Annotated in this window: 25 protein-coding genes and 1 pseudogene; 10 read left to right on the top strand and 16 right to left on the bottom strand. The window is 68.0% G+C overall.

What is annotated here, in order from left to right; translation table 11 throughout:
* Positions 1-36: 36 nt before the first annotated feature.
* Positions 37-207, top strand: a complete 171-nt coding sequence (locus tag U3A55_RS14385; RefSeq protein WP_330992188.1) for a protein translocase SEC61 complex subunit gamma — start codon at positions 37-39, stop codon at positions 205-207.
* A 1-nt stretch (position 208) separates the two neighbouring features.
* The gene (locus U3A55_RS14380; RefSeq protein WP_330992187.1) at positions 209-646 is read left to right on the top strand and encodes a transcription elongation factor Spt5; all 438 of its coding nucleotides are present in this window, start codon (positions 209-211) and stop codon (positions 644-646) included.
* Positions 647-760: 114 nt separating this feature from the next.
* On the opposite strand, the gene U3A55_RS14375 is transcribed toward U3A55_RS14380, so the two are convergent.
* From U3A55_RS14375 to U3A55_RS14365, 3 genes are all read right to left on the bottom strand, one after another.
* Positions 761-1,018 carry a hypothetical protein gene (locus U3A55_RS14375; RefSeq protein WP_330992186.1) on the bottom strand — a complete coding sequence of 86 codons (258 nt, stop codon included), beginning with the start codon at positions 1,016-1,018 and terminating at the stop codon, positions 761-763.
* Between the two features lie 43 nt (positions 1,019-1,061).
* Positions 1,062-1,352 carry a DUF7565 family protein gene (locus U3A55_RS14370; protein WP_330992185.1) on the bottom strand — a complete coding sequence of 97 codons (291 nt, stop codon included), beginning with the start codon at positions 1,350-1,352 and terminating at the stop codon, positions 1,062-1,064.
* A gap of 84 nt (positions 1,353-1,436) precedes the next feature.
* Positions 1,437-2,588: an acyl-CoA dehydrogenase family protein gene (locus U3A55_RS14365; RefSeq protein WP_330992184.1), complete on the bottom strand. Its 1,152-nt coding sequence runs from the start codon at positions 2,586-2,588 to the stop codon at positions 1,437-1,439.
* Between the two features lie 84 nt (positions 2,589-2,672).
* On the opposite strand from U3A55_RS14365, the gene U3A55_RS14360 reads away from it, so the two are divergent.
* Entirely contained in the window at positions 2,673-3,428 is a 756-nt protein-coding gene (locus tag U3A55_RS14360) for a PHP-associated domain-containing protein (protein WP_330992183.1), read from the top strand.
* Here U3A55_RS14360 and U3A55_RS14355 read toward each other — a convergent pair.
* Both U3A55_RS14355 and U3A55_RS14350 read right to left on the bottom strand, forming a co-directional pair.
* Positions 3,425-3,913: a metal-dependent hydrolase gene (locus U3A55_RS14355; protein WP_330992182.1), complete on the bottom strand. Its 489-nt coding sequence runs from the start codon at positions 3,911-3,913 to the stop codon at positions 3,425-3,427. The genes U3A55_RS14360 and U3A55_RS14355 overlap by 4 nt on opposite strands.
* On the bottom strand, positions 3,910-4,416 hold the full coding sequence (locus U3A55_RS14350) for a CinA family protein (RefSeq protein ID WP_330992181.1): 507 nt from the start codon (positions 4,414-4,416) through the stop codon (positions 3,910-3,912). Before U3A55_RS14350 ends, U3A55_RS14355 begins: the two co-directional genes overlap by 4 nt.
* Before the next feature lie 94 nt (positions 4,417-4,510).
* On the opposite strand from U3A55_RS14350, the gene U3A55_RS14345 reads away from it, so the two are divergent.
* On the top strand, positions 4,511-5,611 hold the full coding sequence (locus tag U3A55_RS14345) for a pyridoxal phosphate-dependent aminotransferase (RefSeq protein WP_330992180.1): 1,101 nt from the start codon (positions 4,511-4,513) through the stop codon (positions 5,609-5,611).
* Here U3A55_RS14345 and sfnG read toward each other — a convergent pair.
* The 4 genes and pseudogenes from sfnG to U3A55_RS14325 form a co-directional block, all read right to left on the bottom strand.
* Positions 5,608-6,705 carry a dimethylsulfone monooxygenase SfnG gene (gene sfnG / locus U3A55_RS14340; protein ID WP_330992179.1) on the bottom strand — a complete coding sequence of 366 codons (1,098 nt, stop codon included), beginning with the start codon at positions 6,703-6,705 and terminating at the stop codon, positions 5,608-5,610. The two genes, U3A55_RS14345 and sfnG, sit on opposite strands and share 4 nt — an antisense overlap.
* A gap of 84 nt (positions 6,706-6,789) precedes the next feature.
* Entirely contained in the window at positions 6,790-7,374 is a 585-nt protein-coding gene (locus U3A55_RS14335; protein WP_330992178.1) for an NADPH-dependent FMN reductase, read from the bottom strand.
* Between the two features lie 109 nt (positions 7,375-7,483).
* Positions 7,484-8,371: pseudogene (locus U3A55_RS14330) on the bottom strand (formate/nitrite transporter family protein); the annotation flags it as partial.
* A 47-nt stretch (positions 8,372-8,418) separates the two neighbouring features.
* Entirely contained in the window at positions 8,419-8,601 is a 183-nt protein-coding gene (locus tag U3A55_RS14325) for a hypothetical protein (RefSeq protein WP_330992176.1), read from the bottom strand.
* A gap of 85 nt (positions 8,602-8,686) precedes the next feature.
* On the opposite strand from U3A55_RS14325, the gene U3A55_RS14320 reads away from it, so the two are divergent.
* Positions 8,687-9,706, top strand: a complete 1,020-nt coding sequence (locus U3A55_RS14320) for an ArsA family ATPase (RefSeq protein ID WP_330992175.1) — start codon at positions 8,687-8,689, stop codon at positions 9,704-9,706.
* Here U3A55_RS14320 and U3A55_RS14315 read toward each other — a convergent pair.
* Genes U3A55_RS14315 through U3A55_RS14305 form a run of 3 tightly spaced genes read right to left on the bottom strand, consistent with a single transcriptional unit; the run spans position 9,703 to position 12,298 of the window.
* Complete coding sequence (locus U3A55_RS14315; RefSeq protein WP_330992174.1) at positions 9,703-10,521, bottom strand: SDR family oxidoreductase; 819 nt, start codon at positions 10,519-10,521, stop codon at positions 9,703-9,705. The two genes, U3A55_RS14320 and U3A55_RS14315, sit on opposite strands and share 4 nt — an antisense overlap.
* A gap of 30 nt (positions 10,522-10,551) precedes the next feature.
* Entirely contained in the window at positions 10,552-11,328 is a 777-nt protein-coding gene (locus tag U3A55_RS14310) for an endonuclease V (RefSeq protein ID WP_330992173.1), read from the bottom strand.
* Position 11,329: 1 nt separating this feature from the next.
* Positions 11,330-12,298 carry a rhomboid family intramembrane serine protease gene (locus tag U3A55_RS14305; RefSeq protein ID WP_330992172.1) on the bottom strand — a complete coding sequence of 323 codons (969 nt, stop codon included), beginning with the start codon at positions 12,296-12,298 and terminating at the stop codon, positions 11,330-11,332.
* A gap of 327 nt (positions 12,299-12,625) precedes the next feature.
* Here U3A55_RS14305 and U3A55_RS14300 point away from each other — a divergent pair, with 327 nt between their 5' ends.
* The 3 genes from U3A55_RS14300 to U3A55_RS14290 are packed head-to-tail and all read left to right on the top strand — an operon-like array spanning position 12,626 to position 15,239.
* Positions 12,626-13,060: a DUF5788 family protein gene (locus U3A55_RS14300; protein WP_330992171.1), complete on the top strand. Its 435-nt coding sequence runs from the start codon at positions 12,626-12,628 to the stop codon at positions 13,058-13,060.
* Complete coding sequence (gene polX / locus U3A55_RS14295; protein ID WP_330992170.1) at positions 13,057-14,808, top strand: DNA polymerase/3'-5' exonuclease PolX; 1,752 nt, start codon at positions 13,057-13,059, stop codon at positions 14,806-14,808. The genes U3A55_RS14300 and polX overlap by 4 nt, the downstream gene beginning before the upstream one ends.
* On the top strand, positions 14,805-15,239 hold the full coding sequence (locus U3A55_RS14290; RefSeq protein WP_330992169.1) for a DUF5615 family PIN-like protein: 435 nt from the start codon (positions 14,805-14,807) through the stop codon (positions 15,237-15,239). Before polX ends, U3A55_RS14290 begins: the two co-directional genes overlap by 4 nt.
* On the opposite strand, the gene U3A55_RS14285 is transcribed toward U3A55_RS14290, so the two are convergent.
* Positions 15,236-16,075: a DUF7139 domain-containing protein gene (locus U3A55_RS14285; protein ID WP_330992168.1), complete on the bottom strand. Its 840-nt coding sequence runs from the start codon at positions 16,073-16,075 to the stop codon at positions 15,236-15,238. The two genes, U3A55_RS14290 and U3A55_RS14285, sit on opposite strands and share 4 nt — an antisense overlap.
* A 121-nt stretch (positions 16,076-16,196) precedes the next feature.
* On the opposite strand from U3A55_RS14285, the gene U3A55_RS14280 reads away from it, so the two are divergent.
* Entirely contained in the window at positions 16,197-16,484 is a 288-nt protein-coding gene (locus tag U3A55_RS14280; RefSeq protein WP_330992167.1) for a DUF5789 family protein, read from the top strand.
* A 32-nt stretch (positions 16,485-16,516) separates the two neighbouring features.
* Positions 16,517-16,966 carry a DUF302 domain-containing protein gene (locus tag U3A55_RS14275; RefSeq protein ID WP_330992166.1) on the top strand — a complete coding sequence of 150 codons (450 nt, stop codon included), beginning with the start codon at positions 16,517-16,519 and terminating at the stop codon, positions 16,964-16,966.
* On the opposite strand, the gene U3A55_RS14270 is transcribed toward U3A55_RS14275, so the two are convergent.
* Genes U3A55_RS14270 through nreA form a run of 3 tightly spaced genes read right to left on the bottom strand, consistent with a single transcriptional unit; the run spans position 16,952 to position 19,276 of the window.
* The gene (locus tag U3A55_RS14270) at positions 16,952-17,728 is read right to left on the bottom strand and encodes a CPBP family intramembrane glutamic endopeptidase (RefSeq protein WP_330992165.1); all 777 of its coding nucleotides are present in this window, start codon (positions 17,726-17,728) and stop codon (positions 16,952-16,954) included. The genes U3A55_RS14275 and U3A55_RS14270 overlap by 15 nt on opposite strands.
* On the bottom strand, positions 17,725-17,952 hold the full coding sequence (locus U3A55_RS14265; RefSeq protein ID WP_330992164.1) for a hypothetical protein: 228 nt from the start codon (positions 17,950-17,952) through the stop codon (positions 17,725-17,727). The genes U3A55_RS14270 and U3A55_RS14265 overlap by 4 nt, the downstream gene beginning before the upstream one ends.
* A gap of 31 nt (positions 17,953-17,983) precedes the next feature.
* A complete protein-coding gene (gene nreA, locus U3A55_RS14260; RefSeq protein WP_330992163.1) occupies positions 17,984-19,276 on the bottom strand; it encodes a DNA repair protein NreA in 1,293 nt (430 codons plus the stop codon).
* Between the last annotated feature and the right edge of the window lie 153 nt (positions 19,277-19,429).

Below are 19,429 nucleotides of genomic sequence, written 5' to 3'. Positions count from 1 at the left end.
CAATAGATAGAAAAGAGATGACGCCGAATCGGGGGTATGGACGTTCCCCTAGAGCCTTCCGCGTACACGCGGGTGCTCAAACTCGCGAGCACGCCGTCGTGGAACGAGTTCTCCCAAATCGCGCTCATCGCCGGCGCCGGCATCCTCTTCGTCGGCCTGATGGGCTTCGTCATCGGCGTCACGATGGGCGTCATCCCGGGTGTCTGAGATGGGCGTGTACGCAGTGAAGACCACGGCCAGCCAGGAACAGACGGTCGCGAGCATGATCGCGAACCGCGAAGAACCCGAGATTCACGCCGTGCTCTCCCCTGAGTCCCTCACGAGCTACGTGATGGTCGAAGCCGACGGCTCCGCCGTCCTCAATCGCGTGATGGAGGAGATTCCGCACGCTCGCAGTATCGTTCCCGGCGAATCCTCCATCAGCGAAGTCGAGCACTTCCTCAGCCCCAAGCCCGACGTCGAGGGGATCGCGGAGGGCGACATCGTCGAACTCATCGCCGGCCCGTTCAAGGGCGAGAAAGCCCAGGTCCAGCGCATCGACGAAGGCAAAGACCAGGTCACCGTCGAACTCTACGAAGCCACCGTCCCGATTCCGGTCACCGTCCGCGGCGACCAGATTCGCGTTCTCGACTCCGAGGAACGGTAGCGCGGTTTTTCCTCCAGGTTTTCCGTGCGAGCACCGCGAGCGCGGAAAAAGTGGGCGACATCGGATTCGCGTTCTCGACTCCGAGGAACGGTAGCGCGGTTTTTCCTCCAGGTTTCACTCGACGTAGCCGGGGGCCTCGTCGCCGAATTCGCTCGCGACGTAGTCCCGGCCGTGGTCGGTGATGCGGTAGTGGGTGTCGTCGAGCGCGCGGACGTAGTTCTCGTCCTCGAGCGCGCCGAGCGCGTTCTCGACCGTTGACTCCGTAACATCGACCTCGTAGAGTTCCCGGAGGTTCGCGGCGATACCGCCCGGGGAGACGGCGATGCCGGCCTGTGAGAGCACGCGCAACACGGCCTCTGACGACTCACGCATACCCGAATCCGAGAACGCGCGACCGGAAAAACGGCGTGGCCGCCTAGAGGTCGAGACGCTCCCGGAGCGCACCGACCTCCACCTCGTCCTCGATTCGAGTCTTCACGTCCTCGCGCTCGCGGATGTCGTCCGAGTCCGCGTCGTACGCCCGCACGAACTCGGCGCGCGTGTGCTCGTCGAACACATGCCGAATCGCGAAAAAGCCGTCCGGGACGACCGTCCCGCAGACCGCGCACTCGTGACGCTCGTGCTCGGTCGCCTGATGCGCGAGCAGCGACTCCACGTCGCCGAACACCGCGTCACAGCCGCCGATACCGCACGCCCAGCCTGTCATCACCCGAGAGTAACCGAAACTCCGGGATAAGCCTTACCGTCGGCCGAACGAACCGAGAACATCACGGCTGGAAAACGCCTCGTGTTACTCGCCGCTTTGCCGATACACGAGGTTGCGCTGAATCTCGTTCGCGCCCTCGTAGACGACGGGGATGCGGACGTCCCGATACACCCTGGCGATGCGGCGGTCGGTGAGGATGGAGCGGCCGCCGTGGAACTGCATGCCCTGCTGGGCGTTGTCGCGGGCGACCTCCGTGCTCTTGGTTTTCGCCATCGCGGCCCAGAGGCCGGGGTTGTCGTAGTCCCTGACTTTCTCGGCGGCGCGGTAGTTCAGGGCGCGCGCGGCCTCGAATTCGAGGCGCATGTCCGCGAGTCCGTGCTGCACCGCCTGGAAGTCGCTGACGTGGCGGCCGAACTCCTCGCGTTCGTGCACGAACTCCCAGGCTTCCTCGAACGCCGCGGCGGCGAGTCCAAGGCCGTGCCCGCCGACGACGATGCGGCCGTGGTTGAAGAAATCCGCGAGCATCATGAACCCGCCGCCCTCGGTGCCGATGAGGTTCTCCTCGGGGATGCGGCAGTCGTCGAAGACGATGTGCGCCTGTTTCGACGCGCGCATCCCCATCTTCTCCGGGATGTGCTCGGCGTCGTACCCCACGGCGTCGGTGGGGACGATGAACAGCGAGTAGTTCATGTAGCGGTCGTCGGTGTCCGCCGTTTTGGCGTACACCGTAATCCAGTCCCCCTCCACGCCGTTCCCGATCCAGTACTTCTCGCCGTTCAGCACGTACTTGTCGCCCTCTTTCTCCGCGGTGGTCTCCATGCCGGCGAGGTCGCTCCCCACGTCGGGCTCGGACACCGCGAGCCCCGAAATCTGCTCGCCCTCCGCGAGCGGGCGGAGGTACTCCTCCTTCTGTTCGTCGGTGCCGTACTGTTCGAGCATCTCCGCGCCGAACGACGCGAGCTGGAGCGTGAGCGCGATACCGGCGTCCGCACGATAGAACTCCTCCGCCATCGCGAGCATCTGCACCACGTCGAGGCCGCGGCCGCCGTACTCCTCGCCGATGTCCTGTGCGACCAACCCGGCGTCCTGGCCGGCTTCCAGAATCTCCCAGGGGTAGTCGCCGGTTCGGTAGTACTCCTCGGCGTTCGGCGCGATGTACTCCTGCGCGAACTCCCGGGCTTCGTGTTTCACGTCGCGGGCGTACTCAGGGACGATGTCCTCGGAGAGCAACTCCATACTGGACAAAGGGACGCCTCCCGCATAAATCCGGGAGGCCGCGGAACCGCAAACCGCTAAACCCTCGGTCGAGAACACGTACGTGTGACAGCCTGCCGGGTCGACCTGCACGTGAAAGTCCTCAACGAGGACGTGGTGGCGCGCGCGAAGTCGCGAGGGCTGGACGCGCTCGTGTACGCGCCGCACTTCCAGCGCCTCCCGGACGTTCGGGAGCGCGCGGAGCGGTTCAGCGACGACGACCTCGCGGTGATTCCGGCGCGCGAGGTGTTCACGGGCGACTGGCGCGACCGCCGCCATCTCCTCGCCGTCGGCCTCGACGACCCCGTTCCGGACTTCATCACGCTCGAGGGCGCGCTGGACGAGTTCGAGCGCCAGGGCGCGGCCGTGCTCGCGCCGCACCCGGCGTTCCTGACGGTGTCGCTCACGTCGGCGGACGTGGAGCGCTACCGCGACCGCATCGATGCCGTGGAGACGTACAATCCGAAGTTCCTCGCGCACCACCGCCGTCGCGCGAAGCGCCTCGCGCGCGCCCAGGACCTCCCCGCGTTCGGGTCGTCGTACGCCCACCTCCCCGGGACCGTCGGGGAGGCGTGGACGACGTTCAGCGAGGACGTGACGAGCGAGGACGCGCTCGTCGAGGCACTCCGGTCGGGCGCGCGCCGCGTCGTCGACCACCGGTCGGGCGTCGCGCACGAAGCGCGGTGTTACGCGGAGTTCGCGCATCTCGGCTGGGAGAACACGTACGAGAAGGTGGACCGGATTCTGCTCTCCGGAATGGAGCCGACCCATCCGCGCCACATCGCGTACGAGGGGCGGTTCGACGACGTGCGCGTCTACTAGAGGGCGTTCACGGCCACGTCGAACCCGCTCGGGAGGTACTGGGGCGCGTACGTGATGGCCGCCCACACCACGGCGAGTTCGAGCGCGGTGATGACGATGGTGACGATTGTCGCGTAGTTACTTACGGTGCTCACGCCGATGGGGAGGCCGTACTCCTTCTCGGAGAGCGGGTGGAAGAGCGCGATGCCGCGCTTGCTCCCGACCACGTCGAGGACGTAGTGGGTGAGCACGCCGACCCACACCCAGTGGAGGTTGTCGAACACGTAGGGGTACGCGACGAAAACCGCCAGAACGGGGAGGCTGTGCAGGGTCTTTCGGTGGCGGCCGAAGTCGGTGTCGACGTCGGGGAAGAGCGCGCCGAGCACGACCGGGATGGTCGCGGCGGCGACGGTGCGGAGCGTCTCCATGTCGCCGGCGGGGTGGAGGACGTAGCCAAGGCCGATGCCGAGGAGGAGGCCGTTGAGGACGTGGTCTTTCTTGTTCATTCGAGTTCGTTCTCGACGTTTCGGAGGGCGCGCCGGGCTATCTTCTCTTTGATGTCGCGGCGGTCGCCGTCGAACTCGTAGCGCTCCACGCTGGTGTACGTCTCGTCGCTCCCCCAGTCGCCGGCGTGCGCGACGCCGATGTAGACCGTGCCGACGGGTTTCTCGGGCGTTCCGCCCGCGGGGCCGGCGATGCCGGTGGTGGAGACGCCCCACGTCGTCCCCGCCGAATCCCGAACCGCTTGCGCCATCTGGCGCGCGACGGGTTCGCTGACCGCGCCGTGCTCGTCGAGCGCCTCGCGCGTGACGCCGGTGTCGAGTTTCGCGTCGTACGTGTACGTGCAGTACGTCCGGTCGAAGTAGTCCGATGACCCCGGAATATCGGTGAGGAGCGAGCCGACGAGGCCGCCCGTGCAGGACTCGGTGGTGGCGATGGTGTCGCCGCGCTCGCGGAGCGCCTCCCCGAGCGTCTCCTCGACCGGCGGATCGCGGGCGTGTTCGCGCATACCCCGGGTTTCCGCCGCCGGGGGAAAATAGGTGCCGGCGGCGGTGGCGGTGGCGCGCCGAAAGAGCGAGGGGAGTCGAGTCCCCAGTCGGAGTATGGAGTACGAGGAACCGCTGTTCTTCGAGGTGATGGCGTACGCGGAGGACGCCGACCGCGACGTGGTGGACATGGTGTCCGGGAACCCCGACTGGGGGTCGCCGGACGGCATCAGCGAGGGGTTGCACGAGTACGCGGACCTCGGCGGCGACGACTTTCAGTACGCGCCGAGCGCGGGTCTCCGCGAGTTGCGCGAGGAGATAGCGGCGCGCCGGGGCGTCGACGCGGAGCGCGTCATCGTCGCGAACGGCGGCGGCGCGGCGAACTACCTCGCGATGGGGCGCGCGCTCGAACGCGGCGCGGGCAACGAGGTCATCCTCACCGACCCCGTCTATCCGTACTATCCGGGGAAGACGACGATGCTCGGCGGCGAGCAGTCGTTCGTCCCCGTGGACGACGACGGCACGCTCGACCCGGCGGACGTGCGCGCGACCGCGAGCGACGACACCGCCGCTATCGTCGTGAACACGCCGAACAATCCCACGGGCGCGGTCTACGGTGAGGAGACGATGCGCGAACTCGTCGCCGTCGCGAAGGAGTACGACGCCGTCCTGGTGAGCGACGAGGTGTACGACCACTTCGTGCTCGACGGCGCGTTCACGAGCGCGCTGGAGTTCGACTCGGCGCACGTCATCGTCACGAACTCCTACTCGAAGACGCACGCAATCACCGGGTTCCGGGTCGGATACACGATTCTCCCGCGCGAGCACGTGCCCGCCGTTCGCGCGCGGAACATGCTGACGAACGTCTCCACGACCCGGCCCGGCCAGTACGCCGTCCTGAACGCGCTCCGGGAGACGGGTCCGGACTATCACGCGGAGAACCGGGACCGACTCCGCGAGCGCGTCCGGACGTTCACCACCGCACTGGACGCCGCGGGCGCGGAGTACACGGAGCCCGACGGCGCGTTCTACGTGCTCGCGAAGTTCCCCGACTACCCCGGAACGCTCGAAAACACGCGACGGCTAATCGACGAGGCCGGCGTCGCCGGAATGCCCGGGTCGGCGTTCGGCGAGTCGCGGAGCGAGTGGTTCCGGTTCGCGCTCGTCACGCCCCGCGTCGAGACGGCCGCCGAACGCCTCGCCGAGTACTTCGCCTAGTCGTCAGCCAGCACCGGGTCGGCGTCGTCGAGCGGTTCCGCGTCCTCGACGGCGGGGATGATGGTTTCGCCGAACTGTTCGAGTTCCCAGTCGTAGTTCAGGAAGCCCGTGAGCACGATGTCGATGCCGATGGCGTCCAGTTCGCGGATGCGCTCCACGATCTGCTCCTCCGTGCCGATGAGGCCGGTCTTGAAGCCGTCGTTGTACTGAACGAGGTCCTCGAACTCCGAGTCGGCCCACATTCCGTCGCCCTCCTCCGTGGACTGTCCGGCCTGCTTCACCTGTTCCTTGAACGCCTCGACCTGTTCGTCGGTCGCGTTCTCGATGATGTTCTCCAGTTCGTCCTTCGCCTCCGCTTCGGTGTCGCGCTGGATGACGAACGCGTTCGCCGCGAACTTCGGCGGCTCGGTGTCGAACTCCTCGGCGTACTCGCGAACGTCGGCCATAATCTCCGCTAGTTCGGAGGGACTGCCGCCGTTCATGAACAGCACGTCCGCGTTCCGCGCCGCCATCTTCCGGGCGCGCTGGGAGTTCCCGCCCTGGAAAATCGTGGGATGCGGGTCCGCGGTCGGTTTCGGCTGGAGGGGAGCGTCGTTCATCTGGTAGAACCGGCCGTCGTAACTGAACTCCTCTTCCGTCCAGAGGCCCTTCAGGACCTCGATGAACTCCTCGCTGCGCTCGTAGCGCTCGTCGTGTTCGAGCCACGGCTCGCCGAACCCGGTGAACTCGCGCTTGAACCAGCCCGAAACGACGTTCAGGTGGAAGCGGCCGTTGCTGATGTGGTCGCCGGTCGCCATGAAGTTCGCGACCGGTCCCGGATGCCACAGGCCGGGGTGGACGGCCGCGATGAGTTCGAGTTCCTCCGTGTTCGCGACGAGCGCGTTCGAGATGCTGAGCGCTTCGAGCTGCTTGTCCGCGTTGTAGCTCCCGAAGAAGCGAGCCTGCGCGAGCGCGTACCGGAACCCCACGTCCTCCGCCTTCTGCGCGAGTTCCTCGTTGTAGTCGTACTGCCAGTCGGTGTCGGCGGGCCAGTCCGTGATGACGAGGCCGCCGCTGACGTTCGGCACCCAGTACGCGAAGTCGACATCTACCATGTGCGTGGAGAGAGACCGCGGAAGGAAGCCGTCTGTGGCCTCGCTAAGGCTTGGCAGGGGTTCCCGGTAGCGGAAGTTCTTGCGCTAGAACTGGGGGCCGAGCGCGGAGAGCGCGTCCGACTCCGCAATGGCCTCGGAGAGGTCGACGGTCGCCGCGCCGAGCGTGTCGAGCCGCTCCTTGAGGTCATCAGTCGCGAGTTCGTAGTCGTCGAAGTCGTCGTCGCTCGCGTACACCGCGCCGCCGACCGTGTGCGCGCCGAAAAAGCCGAACAGCGGCCGGAGTTCCTGGTCGATGGCGAGGTAGTGGTGGTCGGTCGCGCCCGTCGCCACCAGTCCGACCGCGCTGTCCTCGAACGGCGCCACGTCCGCCGCCCAGATGCCGCGCGGCACCATGTCGAGGAAGTTCTTCAGGAGACCCGAACACGACCCGCGGTAGACGGGCGTACCGACGACGTACGCGTCCGCGTCCACGACCTGCTGGAGGGCGTCGGCGGTGTCGCCCGTGTAGTTCTCGAGGCCGCGGCCGTCCGCCGTTTCGAGGTCGTACTCCGCGAGGTGGAGGAGACTCGTCTCCGCGTCCGCGGCCGCGCCGTCGAGCGCGCGTTCGACCGCCGCCTTCGTTTTCGACTCCTCGGAGACGCTGCCGACGATGCCGAGTACGTGCGTCATGCCTCCCCGTTCGCGGCCCGGGGAGTACCGCGTTCGGGTCGTCGCAAAACGTGCGCGTACCTCGGAGTCAGTCGTTCTCCTCGTTCTCGATGTACGAGTCGTCGGTCCGGCCGAACAGCCAGTCGCGCGTGGATAGCTGTCGGTCCGCGGTGCGGCCGCGGGCGAGTTCGCGGCGTTCGGCGGTCGTCTGGAAGTAGTTCACCACGGTGACGAGGAGGACGCCGCCGACCGTGTTCCCGAGGAGAACGGGGAGCACGAACCCGACGAGCGGGTCGAGGAGCGCGGCCTGTCCGGCGGTGACGAGGTAGACGACTTCGGTGAAGGAGACGACGACGTGGAAGAGGTTCCCGAACGGGATGGCGAGAAAGGCGACGTACACGACGACGAACCGGGAGATGGTCTCGCGGGCCGCGTAGTCGAGCCAGACGACGCCGGCGACGATGAGCCCGGCGAAGCACGCCTTGAAGAACAGCGCGCCGAACGAGGTCTCGATACCCTTCCGGGCGATATCGGTGGCCGCGACCGCGGCGTCCGGCGAGAAGACGCCCGTGGTCGCGAGCACGACGCCCCCGATGGTGCCCCCGGCGAAGTTCCCGAGGAGGACGATGCCCCAGATGCGGAGGAGTCTGGGAACGCTCGCCAGCCGCTCCAGGACGAGCACGACCGGCGGGAGCGTGTTCTCCGTGTAGAGCTGGTAGCCGCCGAGCACGATGTAGACGAACCCGAGCGGATACAGCAGCGCGCTCAGCACGGGGTCGCCGCCGGTGGACGCGGTGAGCGACGCGTAGAGCAGGAACGTCACGGTGATGGCGAACCCGGCCGCCAGCCCGCTGAAGAACAGTTCGCGGTCGCTCGTCGTCGCCTCCTCGTCCGCCGCGACGATGATTCGCTGGAACACCTCGTGCGTCTCGAACCGGTCGCGGATTGTCGACCCGACCGCCGGCGCGCCGTGCGACGACCGCCGGTCGTCGGGCGCTGTCTCGTCGGCACCAGTCATTCGTCCCGGGTCTGTGGCCCGGCGGAAGAAGAAAGTTCTCGCCTCGGTCACGGGGTGTGTGCGGTTCGCGTCATGAACGACCCGACCGTCGCGACGAGGCCGAGCGCGATAAGGCCGAGCGCGAACCAGGCGAGGCCGAGGTGGAGGGCGGCGAGGCCGAGCACGCTGAGTTGCGTGCCGAGCACCATCCGCTGCGTCATCGTCAGTTCCCGGTCTGTCTCGGAGGGCATACGGATGGCATTCGCCGGGAGCGACTTCAACGCTGGGTGGCGGGGAACCGACGGATTGACCGGAGCGTGGCGCGACGCCCCGAGTATGAGCGAAATCGAAGTCGAAGCCGTGGATTCCGCGGACCTCACCGTCGACGCCGGGACGGCCGAGTACGTGCTGTACGGCGGGAAGGGCGGCGTCGGGAAGACGACGATGGCCGCCGCGACCGGGCTGGCGTCAGCGAGCGACGGCACGGACACGCTCGTGGTGTCCACGGACCCCGCGCACAGCCTCAGCGACACCTACGAGACGGAGGTTCCCACGCGCCCGCAGCGCATCCGGGACGACGTGCCGCTGTACGCGGTGGAAATCGACCCGGAGGACGCGCTGGAGCGCGCGGGCGTGTTCGGCGGCGGGGGCGAGAACCCGCTCGGCGGGATGGACGCGATGCTCCCCGGCGGCGAGGGCGACGACGGATTGGAGGGGATGATGCCGGGCGCGGACGAGGCGGCGGCGATGCAGTTGCTCCTCCGGTACATGGACGACGACCGGTTCGAGCGCGTGGTCGTGGACACCGCGCCGACGGGGCACACGCTCCGCCTGCTGGAACTCCCGGACGTCCTCGACTCCATGATGGGGCGCGTGATGAAGCTCCGCCAGCAGTTCTCGGGGATGATGGAGAACCTGAAGGGCATGATGGGCGGCGACACGGAGGGGATGGGCGCGGACCTGGACGAACTCGCGGCGCGCGTCGAACGCCTTCGGAGCGTCCTCCGCGACCCTGCGCGAACGGACTTCCGCATCGTGATGGTGCCCGAGGAGATGAGTGTGTTCGAGTCGAAACGCCTCCGCAGCCAGCTCGAATCCCAGGAGATTCCGGTTGGGACGGTCGTGGTGAATCGCGTGATGGAGCCGCTCGCGGAGGTGACGGACGCGCCCGAGGACGCGTTCGTCACGCCCGACCTCGACTCCTGTGAGTTCTGTCAGCGCCGCTGGAGCGTCCAGCAGGACGCGCTCGCGGAGGCGCAGGACCTCTTCCGGGGGACTACCGTGAAGCGCGTTCCGCTGTTCGCCGAGGAGGTGCGGGGAGAACGGATGCTGCGGGTCGTCGCGTCCTGCCTCTAGGCGAACTTCGCGGCGAGGCTGAACGCTTTGTCGCGGAGGCGGTCGGGGACGAAGCGCGCGAGGACGCCGAGGCGGCCGGCGCGCCCGACGGGGTAGCGCGCGGGCGGGTCGGGGCTGACGGCGGCGTCCACGATGCAGTCCGCGACCTCGCTCGGGTCGCTCGCGCCCGCGCCGCTCACGAGCACGTAGTCCTCGTAGAGCGAGTACACGTGGTCGTAGACGCCCGTCGCCTCGACGTCGTCGAGTTCGGCCGTCGCGCGCTCGCCGAACTCGGTGTCGACCGGGCCGGGTTCCACGACGCACACGTCGATGTCGAACGCCTCGACTTCGCCGCGGAGCGCGTCGCTCATCGCCTCCAGCGCGAACTTCGACCCGGAGTACGCGCCCATCCCGGGCGTGCTGACGCGTCCCGAGACCGAGGAGACGTTCACGATGGTGCCGTCCTCGCGCTCGCGCATGTGCGGGAGCGCCGCCCGAATCAGCCGGTGGGGGCCGTAGACGTTCACGTCGAACTGCCGGTGGAGTTTGCGCGTCGGGAGGTCCTCCAGCGCCCCCATCTGCCCGAACCCCGCGTTGTTCACGAGGCAGTCGAGGCGGCCCGCGGTCTCCACCACATCGTCCACGACGTTCTTGCACTGCGCGGGTTTCGTCACGTCCAGCTCCCGGGTCTCGCAGCCGTCGCGCTCCGCGAGGTCGGCCACGTCCCCGGTGTCGCGCGCCGTTGCGTACACCGTCCACTCCTCGTCGAGGAACAGTTCGGCGGTCGCGCGGCCGATACCCGAGGACGCGCCCGTGATGAGAACGACCTTCGTCATACCCGACTCCTGGACCGGCTCCGAGTTAAGTCATTTCACCCGGTCGGCGTCGGCGTCCGCGAGCCGCGTCGGCTCCGGGAGCTTGTAGCCCGCGCAGAGCGCTTCCACGAAGTCCACGGTCGTCTCAGCGCTCACGCGGTGGCCGGGACTCACGATGAGCGGGTTGACGTGGCGCGTCTCGGGGTTCGGGTACTGCCGGGACTGGTAGGCGTACCCGATGACGGTTCCGGCGGGCGCGCTCACGCGGTCGGTCGCCTCGATGGCGACGCGCGTCCCCGCCTCGTAGTAGTTGTCGAGGGACTGCCGGGGCGTGCCGCAGAGGAGGTTCTTCGCGACGCCGAGCGCGGGTGCGTCGAAGATGACGCCGACGTGCGTGGCGATGCCGGCCTGCCGGAAGTGGATGCGGCCGCTCCCGTCCAGCACGAGGAGGTCCGCGGGCACGGAGAGCGAATCGAGCGCGTTCACGATGGAGCGGCCCTCGCGGAACGCGAGCAATCCCGGGATGTAGGGGAGGTCGAGCGGCGCGCGCCCCGTCTCGCGTTCCACGATTCGGCCGCCCTGGATAGCGACGACGGCGCTCACGGACTCGTCGTCAGTAAACGCCTGGTCAACACCCACGACGACCGGCCCGCCGTCGGGGTCGTAGTCACTCTCGTCCTCGACGGTGTCGGTGAGGCGGAACGCGTCGGGGTCGATGCCGTGGTCGTCCGCGAAGACGGCGTCCGCGGCGATGTCGTCCTGCATGGACTCCATCTCCTCGCGGGAGAGCGCGGGGTCGGGAACGTATTCGGGGCGTTCGACCTCCATGTTATCGCCGCCGTCGGCCGCCCATACCGCCCATGCCACCGCCCCCGCCGCCGAACCGGAGTTCCTGCGGCGCGCGCTCGCCGTCCCGCTTGAGTTTCACGCCGTACAGCAGTCCGAGCACGAGTCCCGCGAGGTGCGCGAGCTGCGCGACGCCGCCCGCACCGATTCCGCCCACACTACTCATCAACACCGAATAGCCCGCGAACAGCAGCGTCGCGACCCAGAGCGGCATCGGAATCACGAAGTAGAGCATGATGCGGAGGTTCGGGTTCAGCACCGTGAGCACGCCCATCAGCGCCGCGATAGCGCCGCTCGCGCCGAGCACGGCAGTGGCGTTCGTGAGCCGGTACATCTCCCCACCATCCACGAAGAGCATCTGCCGGCCGTACACCTCGGGGTGCTGGAGGAGCGTCGCCCCGACCTGCGCGAGACCGGCGAGCGCGCCCGCCGCGAGGAACAACGCGACGAGCTTCTTCGAGCCGATTCGCCGCTCCACCACCGGCCCGAAGAAGTACAGGACGATGCTGTTGAAGACGATGTGCATCAGGTCGCCGTGCGCGAACACCGACGTGATCCACGTCCAGACGTACAGCGGGTGCGTGGTGTTCAGCGTGAACAAGTTCACCCACGCCTGCGTCCCCGGCTCGATACCGAACGCCGGCGCCAGCACACGCTGCACGAGGAACATCACCCACATCACGCCGAGCAGGATGTACGTCGCGTTCCCACGGAAGTACGCGAGGACGCCGCCCGGTCCCGTATCGAGACCGAGCACGGACGACTTCGCGGACGAGTCGCTCACGCTATCGTCGAACCCCGAGTCGAACACCCCGCTCGGGTCGTTCCAGCTGTCGAGGCCGGAACAGTCGTGGTTCTCCGGGAGCCGGTGCTCCGAGCAGAACGTACCGCCACAGAGTCGACACTGGTACGGCATCCCCTCTTCCTCTCCGCACCGGTCACACCGAGCCATTACCCGGGATTCGAACGGCGGGCCGTTAAGCGTTCCGCGGCTAGTACGAGATGTCTCCGAATACGGGCGATCGAACCGCGACGACGAGACCCGAAAGCCCTCGGCACTCTCGACTCCCGCGGGTCGCTGCGCGCTCGCTTCGCTCGCGTGCTTGCGTCCCCGGGGTTCGTCGAGACCGCCTCGCCCGTTCAATCCGCCAGGCCCGCACCGTCCCACACCGACCGCGCCGCACCAGCCAAACCGTGCCGCACCGCGCCGCCGGCGTGGCGGCACGGTCTCGTTCGCGCGGGCCGAAGTGCTTTCCCGAGTGCGTTCGTACGCCGACGTATGAAGCCGTACGAGCGCAAACAACTCCTCGAGCGCGTGGAGCGCGAGGGCGCGACGGTCGGTGCGTCCATCCCGGAGGAGATCGAGGTGCAGGGCGAGCCGTTCGAGCTGCGGTCGTTCGTGTTCGAGGTGAAGGACGCGGACGGCGTGGCGGCGGGCGAGCGCGAGCGCGTGCAGGAGGCGAAGAAACTCCTCCGGCGGGAGCGCCTCGAACGCCTCGAACGCCTAGAGGAGGGCGACATCTCTTTCGCGGACGGCGAGGAGTTGGTGAACGCCATCGTGGGATTGGACCGGGCGTTGAACGCGCTCGACTCGCTCGGGTCAAAGAGCGTTGCGCAGGAGATGGAGGTGCAGGAGCGCATGGACACGAAGCGCTGGTACTCATTCCTGAGCGAGGCGCTCGGCTGGGACGACGACCGGGGGATTCGGCGATGAGTCGGAACGCCGAGGTCGCCGAGCGACTGGAGGAGTACGCGGACCTGCTGGAGGCGCAGGACGTGGGGTACAAACCGACGACGTACCGGCGCGCCGCCTCGAACGTTCGCGACCACCCCGACGCAATCGAGGACCTCGCCGCGGACGGGCAGGACGCCGTCGAGGAGATAGACGGCGTCGGCGAGGCTATCGCGTCGAAAATCGTGGAGTACATCGAGACCGGGAGCATCGAGGAACTCGAAGAAGAACGCGAGAACCTTCCCGTGAACATGGCGGCGCTCACCCGCGTGGAGGGTGTCGGTCCGAAAACCGTCGGAACGCTGTACGACGCGCTCGGGATTCGCGACCTCGACGACCTCCAGCGCGCGGCGGAGAACGGCGAGATTCGGGATGTCGAGGGGTTCGGCGCGAAGACGGAGCAGAACATCCTCGACCACATCGAGTTCGCGCGGCAGGCGGGCGAGCGCGACCTCCTCGGGGACGGCCGGCCCGTCGCGGACGACATTGTCGCGTTCCTCGAAGGCGTCGAGGGCGTGGAGCGCGCCGAGGCCGCGGGGTCGACGCGGCGGTGGCGCGAGACCATCGGGGACGTCGACGTGCTCGCGGCGAGCGACGCCGGCGAAGCCGTGGGCGAGGCGCTCACGGAGTGGGAGCACGCGGACGAGACTATCGAGGTCGGGCCGACGAAAACGTCGGTTCGGAGCGACGGCCTGCGCGTCGACCTCCGGGTGGTGACGCCGAGCGAGTTCGGCGCGGCGCTCCAGTACTTCACCGGGTCGAAAGACCACAACATCACGCTCCGCAACCACGCGATCAGCCAGGAGAAGAAGGTGAACGAGTACGGCGTCTTCGACATCTCGGACGTCGACGACCCGGATTCCGGCCAGCGCGTCGGCGACCTGCTCGCGAGCGACACGGAGGAGGCCGTGTACGACGCGCTCGGCTGCGCGTGGATTCCGCCCGAACTCCGCGAAGACCGGGGCGAGGTTGCGGCCGCGGCGAACGACGACCTCCCCGACCTCGTGGCGGAGGGCGACGTTCGCGGCGACCTGCACACGCACACCGAGTGGTCGGACGGCGCGAACACCATTGAGGAGATGCTCGACGCCGCCGCGGCGCGCGGCTACGACTACTACGCCATCACGGACCACGGCGAGGGCCCGGGCGTGTTCGGGGACTCCGGGCTCTCCGGGAGCGACCTCCGCGACCAGATGGACGAAATCGACGCCGTCCGCGACGACTACGACCTCACCGTCTTCCACGGTGTCGAGACGAACATCGACGCGGACGGGAACGTCGTGGACGTCCCGGACGACGTGCTCGCGGAGCTGGACATCGTCGTCGCGAGCCCGCACTCCGGGCTGGGCGACGACGGCGGCGACCAGACCGACCGACTCGTCGCGGCCGTCGAACACGAGCACGTGGACGTGCTCGGCCACCCGTCGGGCCGCCTCATCAACGACCGGCCCGCGATGGAGTTCGACGCCGAGCGCCTCGGGGAAGCCGCGGCCGCCGCGGGGACCGCGCTGGAGGTGAACAGTAACTACCACCGCCTCGACCTCCCGGGAAGCGCCGTGAAGGAGGCGGTGGCGGCCGGTGCGACCATCGTCGTGAACACGGACGCGCACAGCCCGAGCGAACTCGACCAGCTGGAGTACGGCGTCCACACCGCCCGGCGCGGCTGGGCGGAACGCGACGACGTGCTGAACACCTGGTCGATGAGCGAGGTTCAGGAGTTCCTCGAATGACGCCCGACGACACCCGGCTGATGCTGGACGTGATGTGCGGCGACCTCGCGCGCCTCCTGCGGATGTGCGGGTACGACGCGGCGTACGCGCCCGAACGCGGCCTTCTCGAAGACCCCGAAATCGCGGACGCGGCGCGTCGCGAGAACCGCGTGCTCGTCACGCGGGACGTGGACTTCGCCGACTCGTACGGTGAAAGCGTGCTACTCGACAGCGTGGATACGGACGAACAGCTGGACGAACTCCGCGCGGCCGGGCTCGAACTCGAACTCACCGAGGGCGCGCGCTGCTCACAGTGCAACGGCGAACTCGCGGAAACCGCGGACCGCCCCGAGCACGCGCCCGACGGCGCGGACCGCGTCTGGCAGTGCACGGACTGCGGGCAGTACTACTGGAAGGGAAGTCACTGGCGGCACGTCGAAGAGCGCCTCTAGTTGTTCGGCGTCCACTCCGCGCACGCCTCCATGTCGTCCATGACCTCGTCGTGGAGGCCGCAGTAGGGCTTGAGCCCGTCGTCGGTTCGGACGTAGTCGAAGTGCTCGCAACTCCCGCAGTACTTGTCCTGCGGGTCGTCGAGCGGCGAGGTGATGTCGGCCGCGGCGCCGCCGTCGCTCGCGGACGCGCTCGCGGACCCCGTCTGCGTCGGATGGTCGTCTTCGGGCGTCCCCATGTCGCCGAACACGCCGACGCCGCCGAACGACCCGCCGGTTAGCGCGTCGCGCGCGGAGCCGAGTTGGTCCTCGGGGACCTCCACGGTCCGCGTCTCGCCGTCCCGCGTGATGGTCATGGTCACGGTGCCGCCGGGGTCGTTCCGCGTTTTGAACGTCGCGACCGCCGTGAATAGACACCAGAGCGTCGTCATCACGCCCACGGAGTACACCACCACGAGCACGAACACGGCCGTGCTCGGAACACCCGGGCTCGAGTACCAGTTCCCGGGGTACGTCGACGCGAAGAGGAACACGCCGACGGCCGCGAGCAGCGCGCCGCCGACCGCCGCCGCGCGCTGGAACCGGTTCGCCGGCAGCACGGTGACGATACCCGTGAACACCGCGGGAAGCCCGAGGCCGACGAAGATACCGGCGAGTTCGCGCGTTCCGAGCACGTCAGCCGCCGAGGGGTTCTCGCCGAGGAGGAGCGGCGTCGTGCCCGCGATGACGCCAAACACGACCATGAGCGCGCCAACCGCGAACACGGCCGTTCCCGCGTACACGCGACGGCGGCTCACGTCGCCCGCCTGCCGCTCGTACGCGTCCGCGAGACTCGTCATGAGCGTGGTATGCACGAGCAACACCAAAAGCACTGCGCACCGGTGTACTGGCGGCGACCAGACAGCGGCGCTCCCGCGACCCATCGAAAGAACTACCCACGCGTCCACCGCAGAGTCGCGTATGGCTGACGACGAGGAAGACGAGGGGCCCGCGGTCGAACTCGGCGAGGGCGAACCCGTCGACGGCGCGCCGCTCGCCCGCGTGTCCGCGCGGCTCACCTGGGGCCTGGAGAAGAGCGAGGTCGCCCGCCGCGAGGGCGAGACGACCATCCGAACACCCGACGGCGCGCGCGAACTCGGGAGTGTTCTGGACGAGGTGGACGCGACGTACTTCTCCTCGCGGAACGACTTCGAGACCGCCGTCCGCGGCGTCATCGGGACCGGCGCGGTGCCGACCGCCGAAGAGTAGACGCTTTTCCCGTTCGCGACCGAAGACCGGGTATGTCGCTCCCTATCGACCCGTCGCGCATCGACCCCGAGGACATCGGCGAGGAGACCGCGACCCTCCACATGGACCACGCGGAGGCCGTCGAGCACGTCCGCGAGGCGTTCAGCGACGCCGGATTCGGGTTCCCCGCGGAGTTCTCGCCGTCCGAGCTGTTGAACGAGAAGGTGGACGCCGACCGCGACCCGTACTACGTGCTCGGCGCGTGCAACCCCGCGATGGCCGACCGCGCGCTCGACGCGAGCGAGAAGAAAATCGGAGGGCTGTTCCCGTGCAACGTGGTCGTCTGGCAGAAAGAGCCGGGCGTCCAGCAGGTGTACCACGTCTCCATCATGCGCATCGCCCGCCTCGTGGGTCTCGCGCCCGACGACGAGGACTGGGCGGACATCGTCGCCGACACGGGCGAGTACGTCGAGGAAGCGATGAGTAATCTAGAGGCCGAGTAGGCTCTGGGTCTCGGGCGCGTACGCAGTCGCGAGGTAGAGCATGGCGAACAGGAACGCGTCGTAGAGGCCGTGCGCGAGCGCGGGAACGACGAGGTTGTCAGTCTTCTCGTACGCGTACCCGAACGCGAGACTCGGGAGGAACAGGACGGCGATGGTGACGAGGCCGGCCTGGAGGTCCCCGATGAGCGCGGTGATGTGGAGGGGGGCGAACGCGCCGCTCGCGAGCAGGATGGCGGCGGGCGCGGAGAAGTGTTTTCGCAGAGTTCCCTGGATGACGCCGCGGAACAGCAGTTCCTCGCCGGGGCCGATGAGGAGGAAGGACGCGAGAATCAGGAAGGGGACGATTTCGGGGTTCGCGCTCGCGGTCTCGCCGGCGGTGTTCGACGCCGCTTCGAGGCCGAGCGTCTGGATGACGAGGCCGGCGACGATGATGAGCGCGATGATGCCGAGGAACGTCAGGACCGTCTGGCCGAGTTCGCGCAGCGACGGCAGGGAGTAATCGAGGAAGTCGCGGCCGAGGCCGCGGCGGTGGAGGTAGGTCAGTGAGACCAGCGGGAACGCGAGTCCCTGGAGCGCGATGAGGCTCATGCCGAGCGACGCGACGGCGGATATCTGGTCGGAGCCGGTGGCCGAGAGGTACACGACCGCGATGGCGGTGAGGAAGACGACGCCGACGCCGAACGCGAGCACGGCGAGGGCGTACGTGAGGAGGACCGCGCGGACGCGCGGACTCAATCCCCACCTGGTTTCGGTGGTGCTCATCTCTCCTCCTCTTCGTCGAGGCGGCGCTTGAGTTCTGCGACCTCGGCTTCGAGTTCGGCGACGCGGTCGTCGTCCCCCTCGCTCGACGTGCGCGTGAGGAGGTACCAGCCACCGGCGACGAGGAGGGCGAGCGACACCACGCTGAACACGAGGAAGAAGAACAGGACGATGAGGAACTCCATGCCGCCGGGCAGACCGCTGACGAACGCGGGGAGGGCTGTCATACCTGGGCCTACGTCGTCGAGGATTGTAAACCTACGAGAAGGAGGAGAGGTCGGCCTGAATTCCCGAAATCATCGTGGATTTGCGGCGGAGCGCGTTCAGACTGACGGGGAGGTGGGGCGTGATTTCGCGGACGGCGTCGTGGAACGTCTCGGCCTCACCGTGGTCGTCGGGCTGGTCGAGGTAGGCGGCGTCGGGGTCGAAGGCGTTGCGCACGCTCTCGCGGACCTGCCAGACGCCGACGGGCGCCCAGTAGTCGTCGCTGACTTCGCGGAGGACGAGGGCTTTCGCCTGCCGGCCTCTGTCTCGGAGGTGTTCGAGGACGCCGAGGCGGGCGGCGTAGTACGCGCCCGCGGTCTCCTCGACGTAGCCCGTGCGGCCCTCGTAGCCTTCCGAGGCGCTCGCCATCCAGAGGTCGCCCTGGGGGTCGGGGTTCCAGATGCTGCCCGGGGACTTCATCTCGACGAGTTCGAACTCCCAGGTGCCGGGCGCGAGCACGACCCAGTACCGGTTCCCCATGTACTCGTTCACGTGAACTTCGACCGTGTCGATGCTGCGTTCGTCCCGTATCTGCCCGCGGAGGAACTGGCCGACGGTGTCGTCGACGGCCGTAATCGACCAGCGCGTGGGGACGAGGCGGCGGTTCTCCCCCTGGCCGAGGCCGCCGACGGAGAGCACGCGGTTGATGTCGTACACGTCGAGGCCGCGGCGGTAGAGGTAGGTCATCGCGCCCTGCGCCTGCCAGTCGTCGTCTTCGAGGGTTTTCTCGACGGCGCGGGGGACGTGGGGGTTCTCGGCGAGGTCGGCGGATTCGGCGGTCGCGTTCGGTCCGGTGGGGGCGTTCGCGGCGGGGTTCGCGAACGCGTCCGGGTCGAACTCGGGGGTGTCGGAGAGGCCGAGTTCGACGTTCACGGGCCGGTCGGCGAGCGCGACCTCGCGCTGCACGCCGACGAAGCCGTCCCAGACGTCGTTGACGTTCACGTCCGCGGAGCGCCGCGAGTTCAGTAAGCCAGTTCGGTACTGGAGGACGTTCTCGACGCCGAGGCCGCGGTCGTACCAGTTCCCGCTCGTCGCGAAGTTCTCGGCGTCCTCCTCGTCGCCGACCGGGGAGAGGATTCCGGCGGAGACGTTCGGATACGAGGAGCGCCCGACGAACACCGAGGGCGCGGTCGCGCCGTACAGCGAATCCCCGGACTTCACTGACTCGAAGCGCTCCTTCGCGCCCTCGACGTAGTCCAGTATCTCGTAGGACTTCTCGCCCGCGAGCTGGCGCTTTCGGGCCTCCTCGTCGGGCGAGAGGTCGTCGATGTACTCGTCGAGACGCATCACGTGGACGGAGGGCGTGCGCGTCCTTGAACGCTTCTCCCGACCCCCGAATCGAGAATACGAATACCACATCCTATATAGAGAAAATACCTATGTTTGAGTGTTTTTACGAGCGTGTATTGGCTGTACTAGCACTGATATTAGGTGTTTAGT

This window comes from Salarchaeum sp. III (assembly GCF_036418315.1).
GTDB lineage: Archaea > Halobacteriota > Halobacteria > Halobacteriales > Halobacteriaceae > Salarchaeum.
This window is presented reverse-complemented; position numbering and strand designations above follow the sequence as displayed.

What these genes read in the sequence shown, in the direction of transcription:
- U3A55_RS14280 (WP_330992167.1), top strand. Translation starts at nt 16,197, where the DNA reads ATGGCTGACGACGAGGAAGACGAGGGGCCCGCGGTCGAACTCGGCGAG.
- U3A55_RS14275 (WP_330992166.1), top strand. Translation starts at nt 16,517, where the DNA reads ATGTCGCTCCCTATCGACCCGTCGCGCATCGACCCCGAGGACATCGGC.
- U3A55_RS14290 (WP_330992169.1), top strand. Translation starts at nt 14,805, where the DNA reads ATGACGCCCGACGACACCCGGCTGATGCTGGACGTGATGTGCGGCGAC.
- U3A55_RS14355 (WP_330992182.1), bottom strand. Translation starts at nt 3,913, where the DNA reads ATGAACAAGAAAGACCACGTCCTCAACGGCCTCCTCCTCGGCATCGGC.
- U3A55_RS14300 (WP_330992171.1), top strand. Translation starts at nt 12,626, where the DNA reads ATGAAGCCGTACGAGCGCAAACAACTCCTCGAGCGCGTGGAGCGCGAG.
- sfnG (WP_330992179.1), bottom strand. Translation starts at nt 6,705, where the DNA reads ATGGTAGATGTCGACTTCGCGTACTGGGTGCCGAACGTCAGCGGCGGC.
- U3A55_RS14325 (WP_330992176.1), bottom strand. Translation starts at nt 8,601, where the DNA reads ATGCCCTCCGAGACAGACCGGGAACTGACGATGACGCAGCGGATGGTG.
- polX (WP_330992170.1), top strand. Translation starts at nt 13,057, where the DNA reads ATGAGTCGGAACGCCGAGGTCGCCGAGCGACTGGAGGAGTACGCGGAC.
- U3A55_RS14315 (WP_330992174.1), bottom strand. Translation starts at nt 10,521, where the DNA reads ATGACGAAGGTCGTTCTCATCACGGGCGCGTCCTCGGGTATCGGCCGC.
- U3A55_RS14320 (WP_330992175.1), top strand. Translation starts at nt 8,687, where the DNA reads ATGAGCGAAATCGAAGTCGAAGCCGTGGATTCCGCGGACCTCACCGTC.
- U3A55_RS14370 (WP_330992185.1), bottom strand. Translation starts at nt 1,352, where the DNA reads ATGACAGGCTGGGCGTGCGGTATCGGCGGCTGTGACGCGGTGTTCGGC.
- U3A55_RS14350 (WP_330992181.1), bottom strand. Translation starts at nt 4,416, where the DNA reads ATGCGCGAACACGCCCGCGATCCGCCGGTCGAGGAGACGCTCGGGGAG.
- U3A55_RS14270 (WP_330992165.1), bottom strand. Translation starts at nt 17,728, where the DNA reads ATGAGCACCACCGAAACCAGGTGGGGATTGAGTCCGCGCGTCCGCGCG.
- U3A55_RS14285 (WP_330992168.1), bottom strand. Translation starts at nt 16,075, where the DNA reads ATGACGAGTCTCGCGGACGCGTACGAGCGGCAGGCGGGCGACGTGAGC.
- U3A55_RS14310 (WP_330992173.1), bottom strand. Translation starts at nt 11,328, where the DNA reads ATGGAGGTCGAACGCCCCGAATACGTTCCCGACCCCGCGCTCTCCCGC.
- U3A55_RS14345 (WP_330992180.1), top strand. Translation starts at nt 4,511, where the DNA reads ATGGAGTACGAGGAACCGCTGTTCTTCGAGGTGATGGCGTACGCGGAG.
- nreA (WP_330992163.1), bottom strand. Translation starts at nt 19,276, where the DNA reads ATGCGTCTCGACGAGTACATCGACGACCTCTCGCCCGACGAGGAGGCC.
- U3A55_RS14375 (WP_330992186.1), bottom strand. Translation starts at nt 1,018, where the DNA reads ATGCGTGAGTCGTCAGAGGCCGTGTTGCGCGTGCTCTCACAGGCCGGC.
- U3A55_RS14305 (WP_330992172.1), bottom strand. Translation starts at nt 12,298, where the DNA reads ATGGCTCGGTGTGACCGGTGCGGAGAGGAAGAGGGGATGCCGTACCAG.
- U3A55_RS14385 (WP_330992188.1), top strand. Translation starts at nt 37, where the DNA reads ATGGACGTTCCCCTAGAGCCTTCCGCGTACACGCGGGTGCTCAAACTC.
- U3A55_RS14380 (WP_330992187.1), top strand. Translation starts at nt 209, where the DNA reads ATGGGCGTGTACGCAGTGAAGACCACGGCCAGCCAGGAACAGACGGTC.
- U3A55_RS14335 (WP_330992178.1), bottom strand. Translation starts at nt 7,374, where the DNA reads ATGACGCACGTACTCGGCATCGTCGGCAGCGTCTCCGAGGAGTCGAAA.
- U3A55_RS14365 (WP_330992184.1), bottom strand. Translation starts at nt 2,588, where the DNA reads ATGGAGTTGCTCTCCGAGGACATCGTCCCTGAGTACGCCCGCGACGTG.
- U3A55_RS14265 (WP_330992164.1), bottom strand. Translation starts at nt 17,952, where the DNA reads ATGACAGCCCTCCCCGCGTTCGTCAGCGGTCTGCCCGGCGGCATGGAG.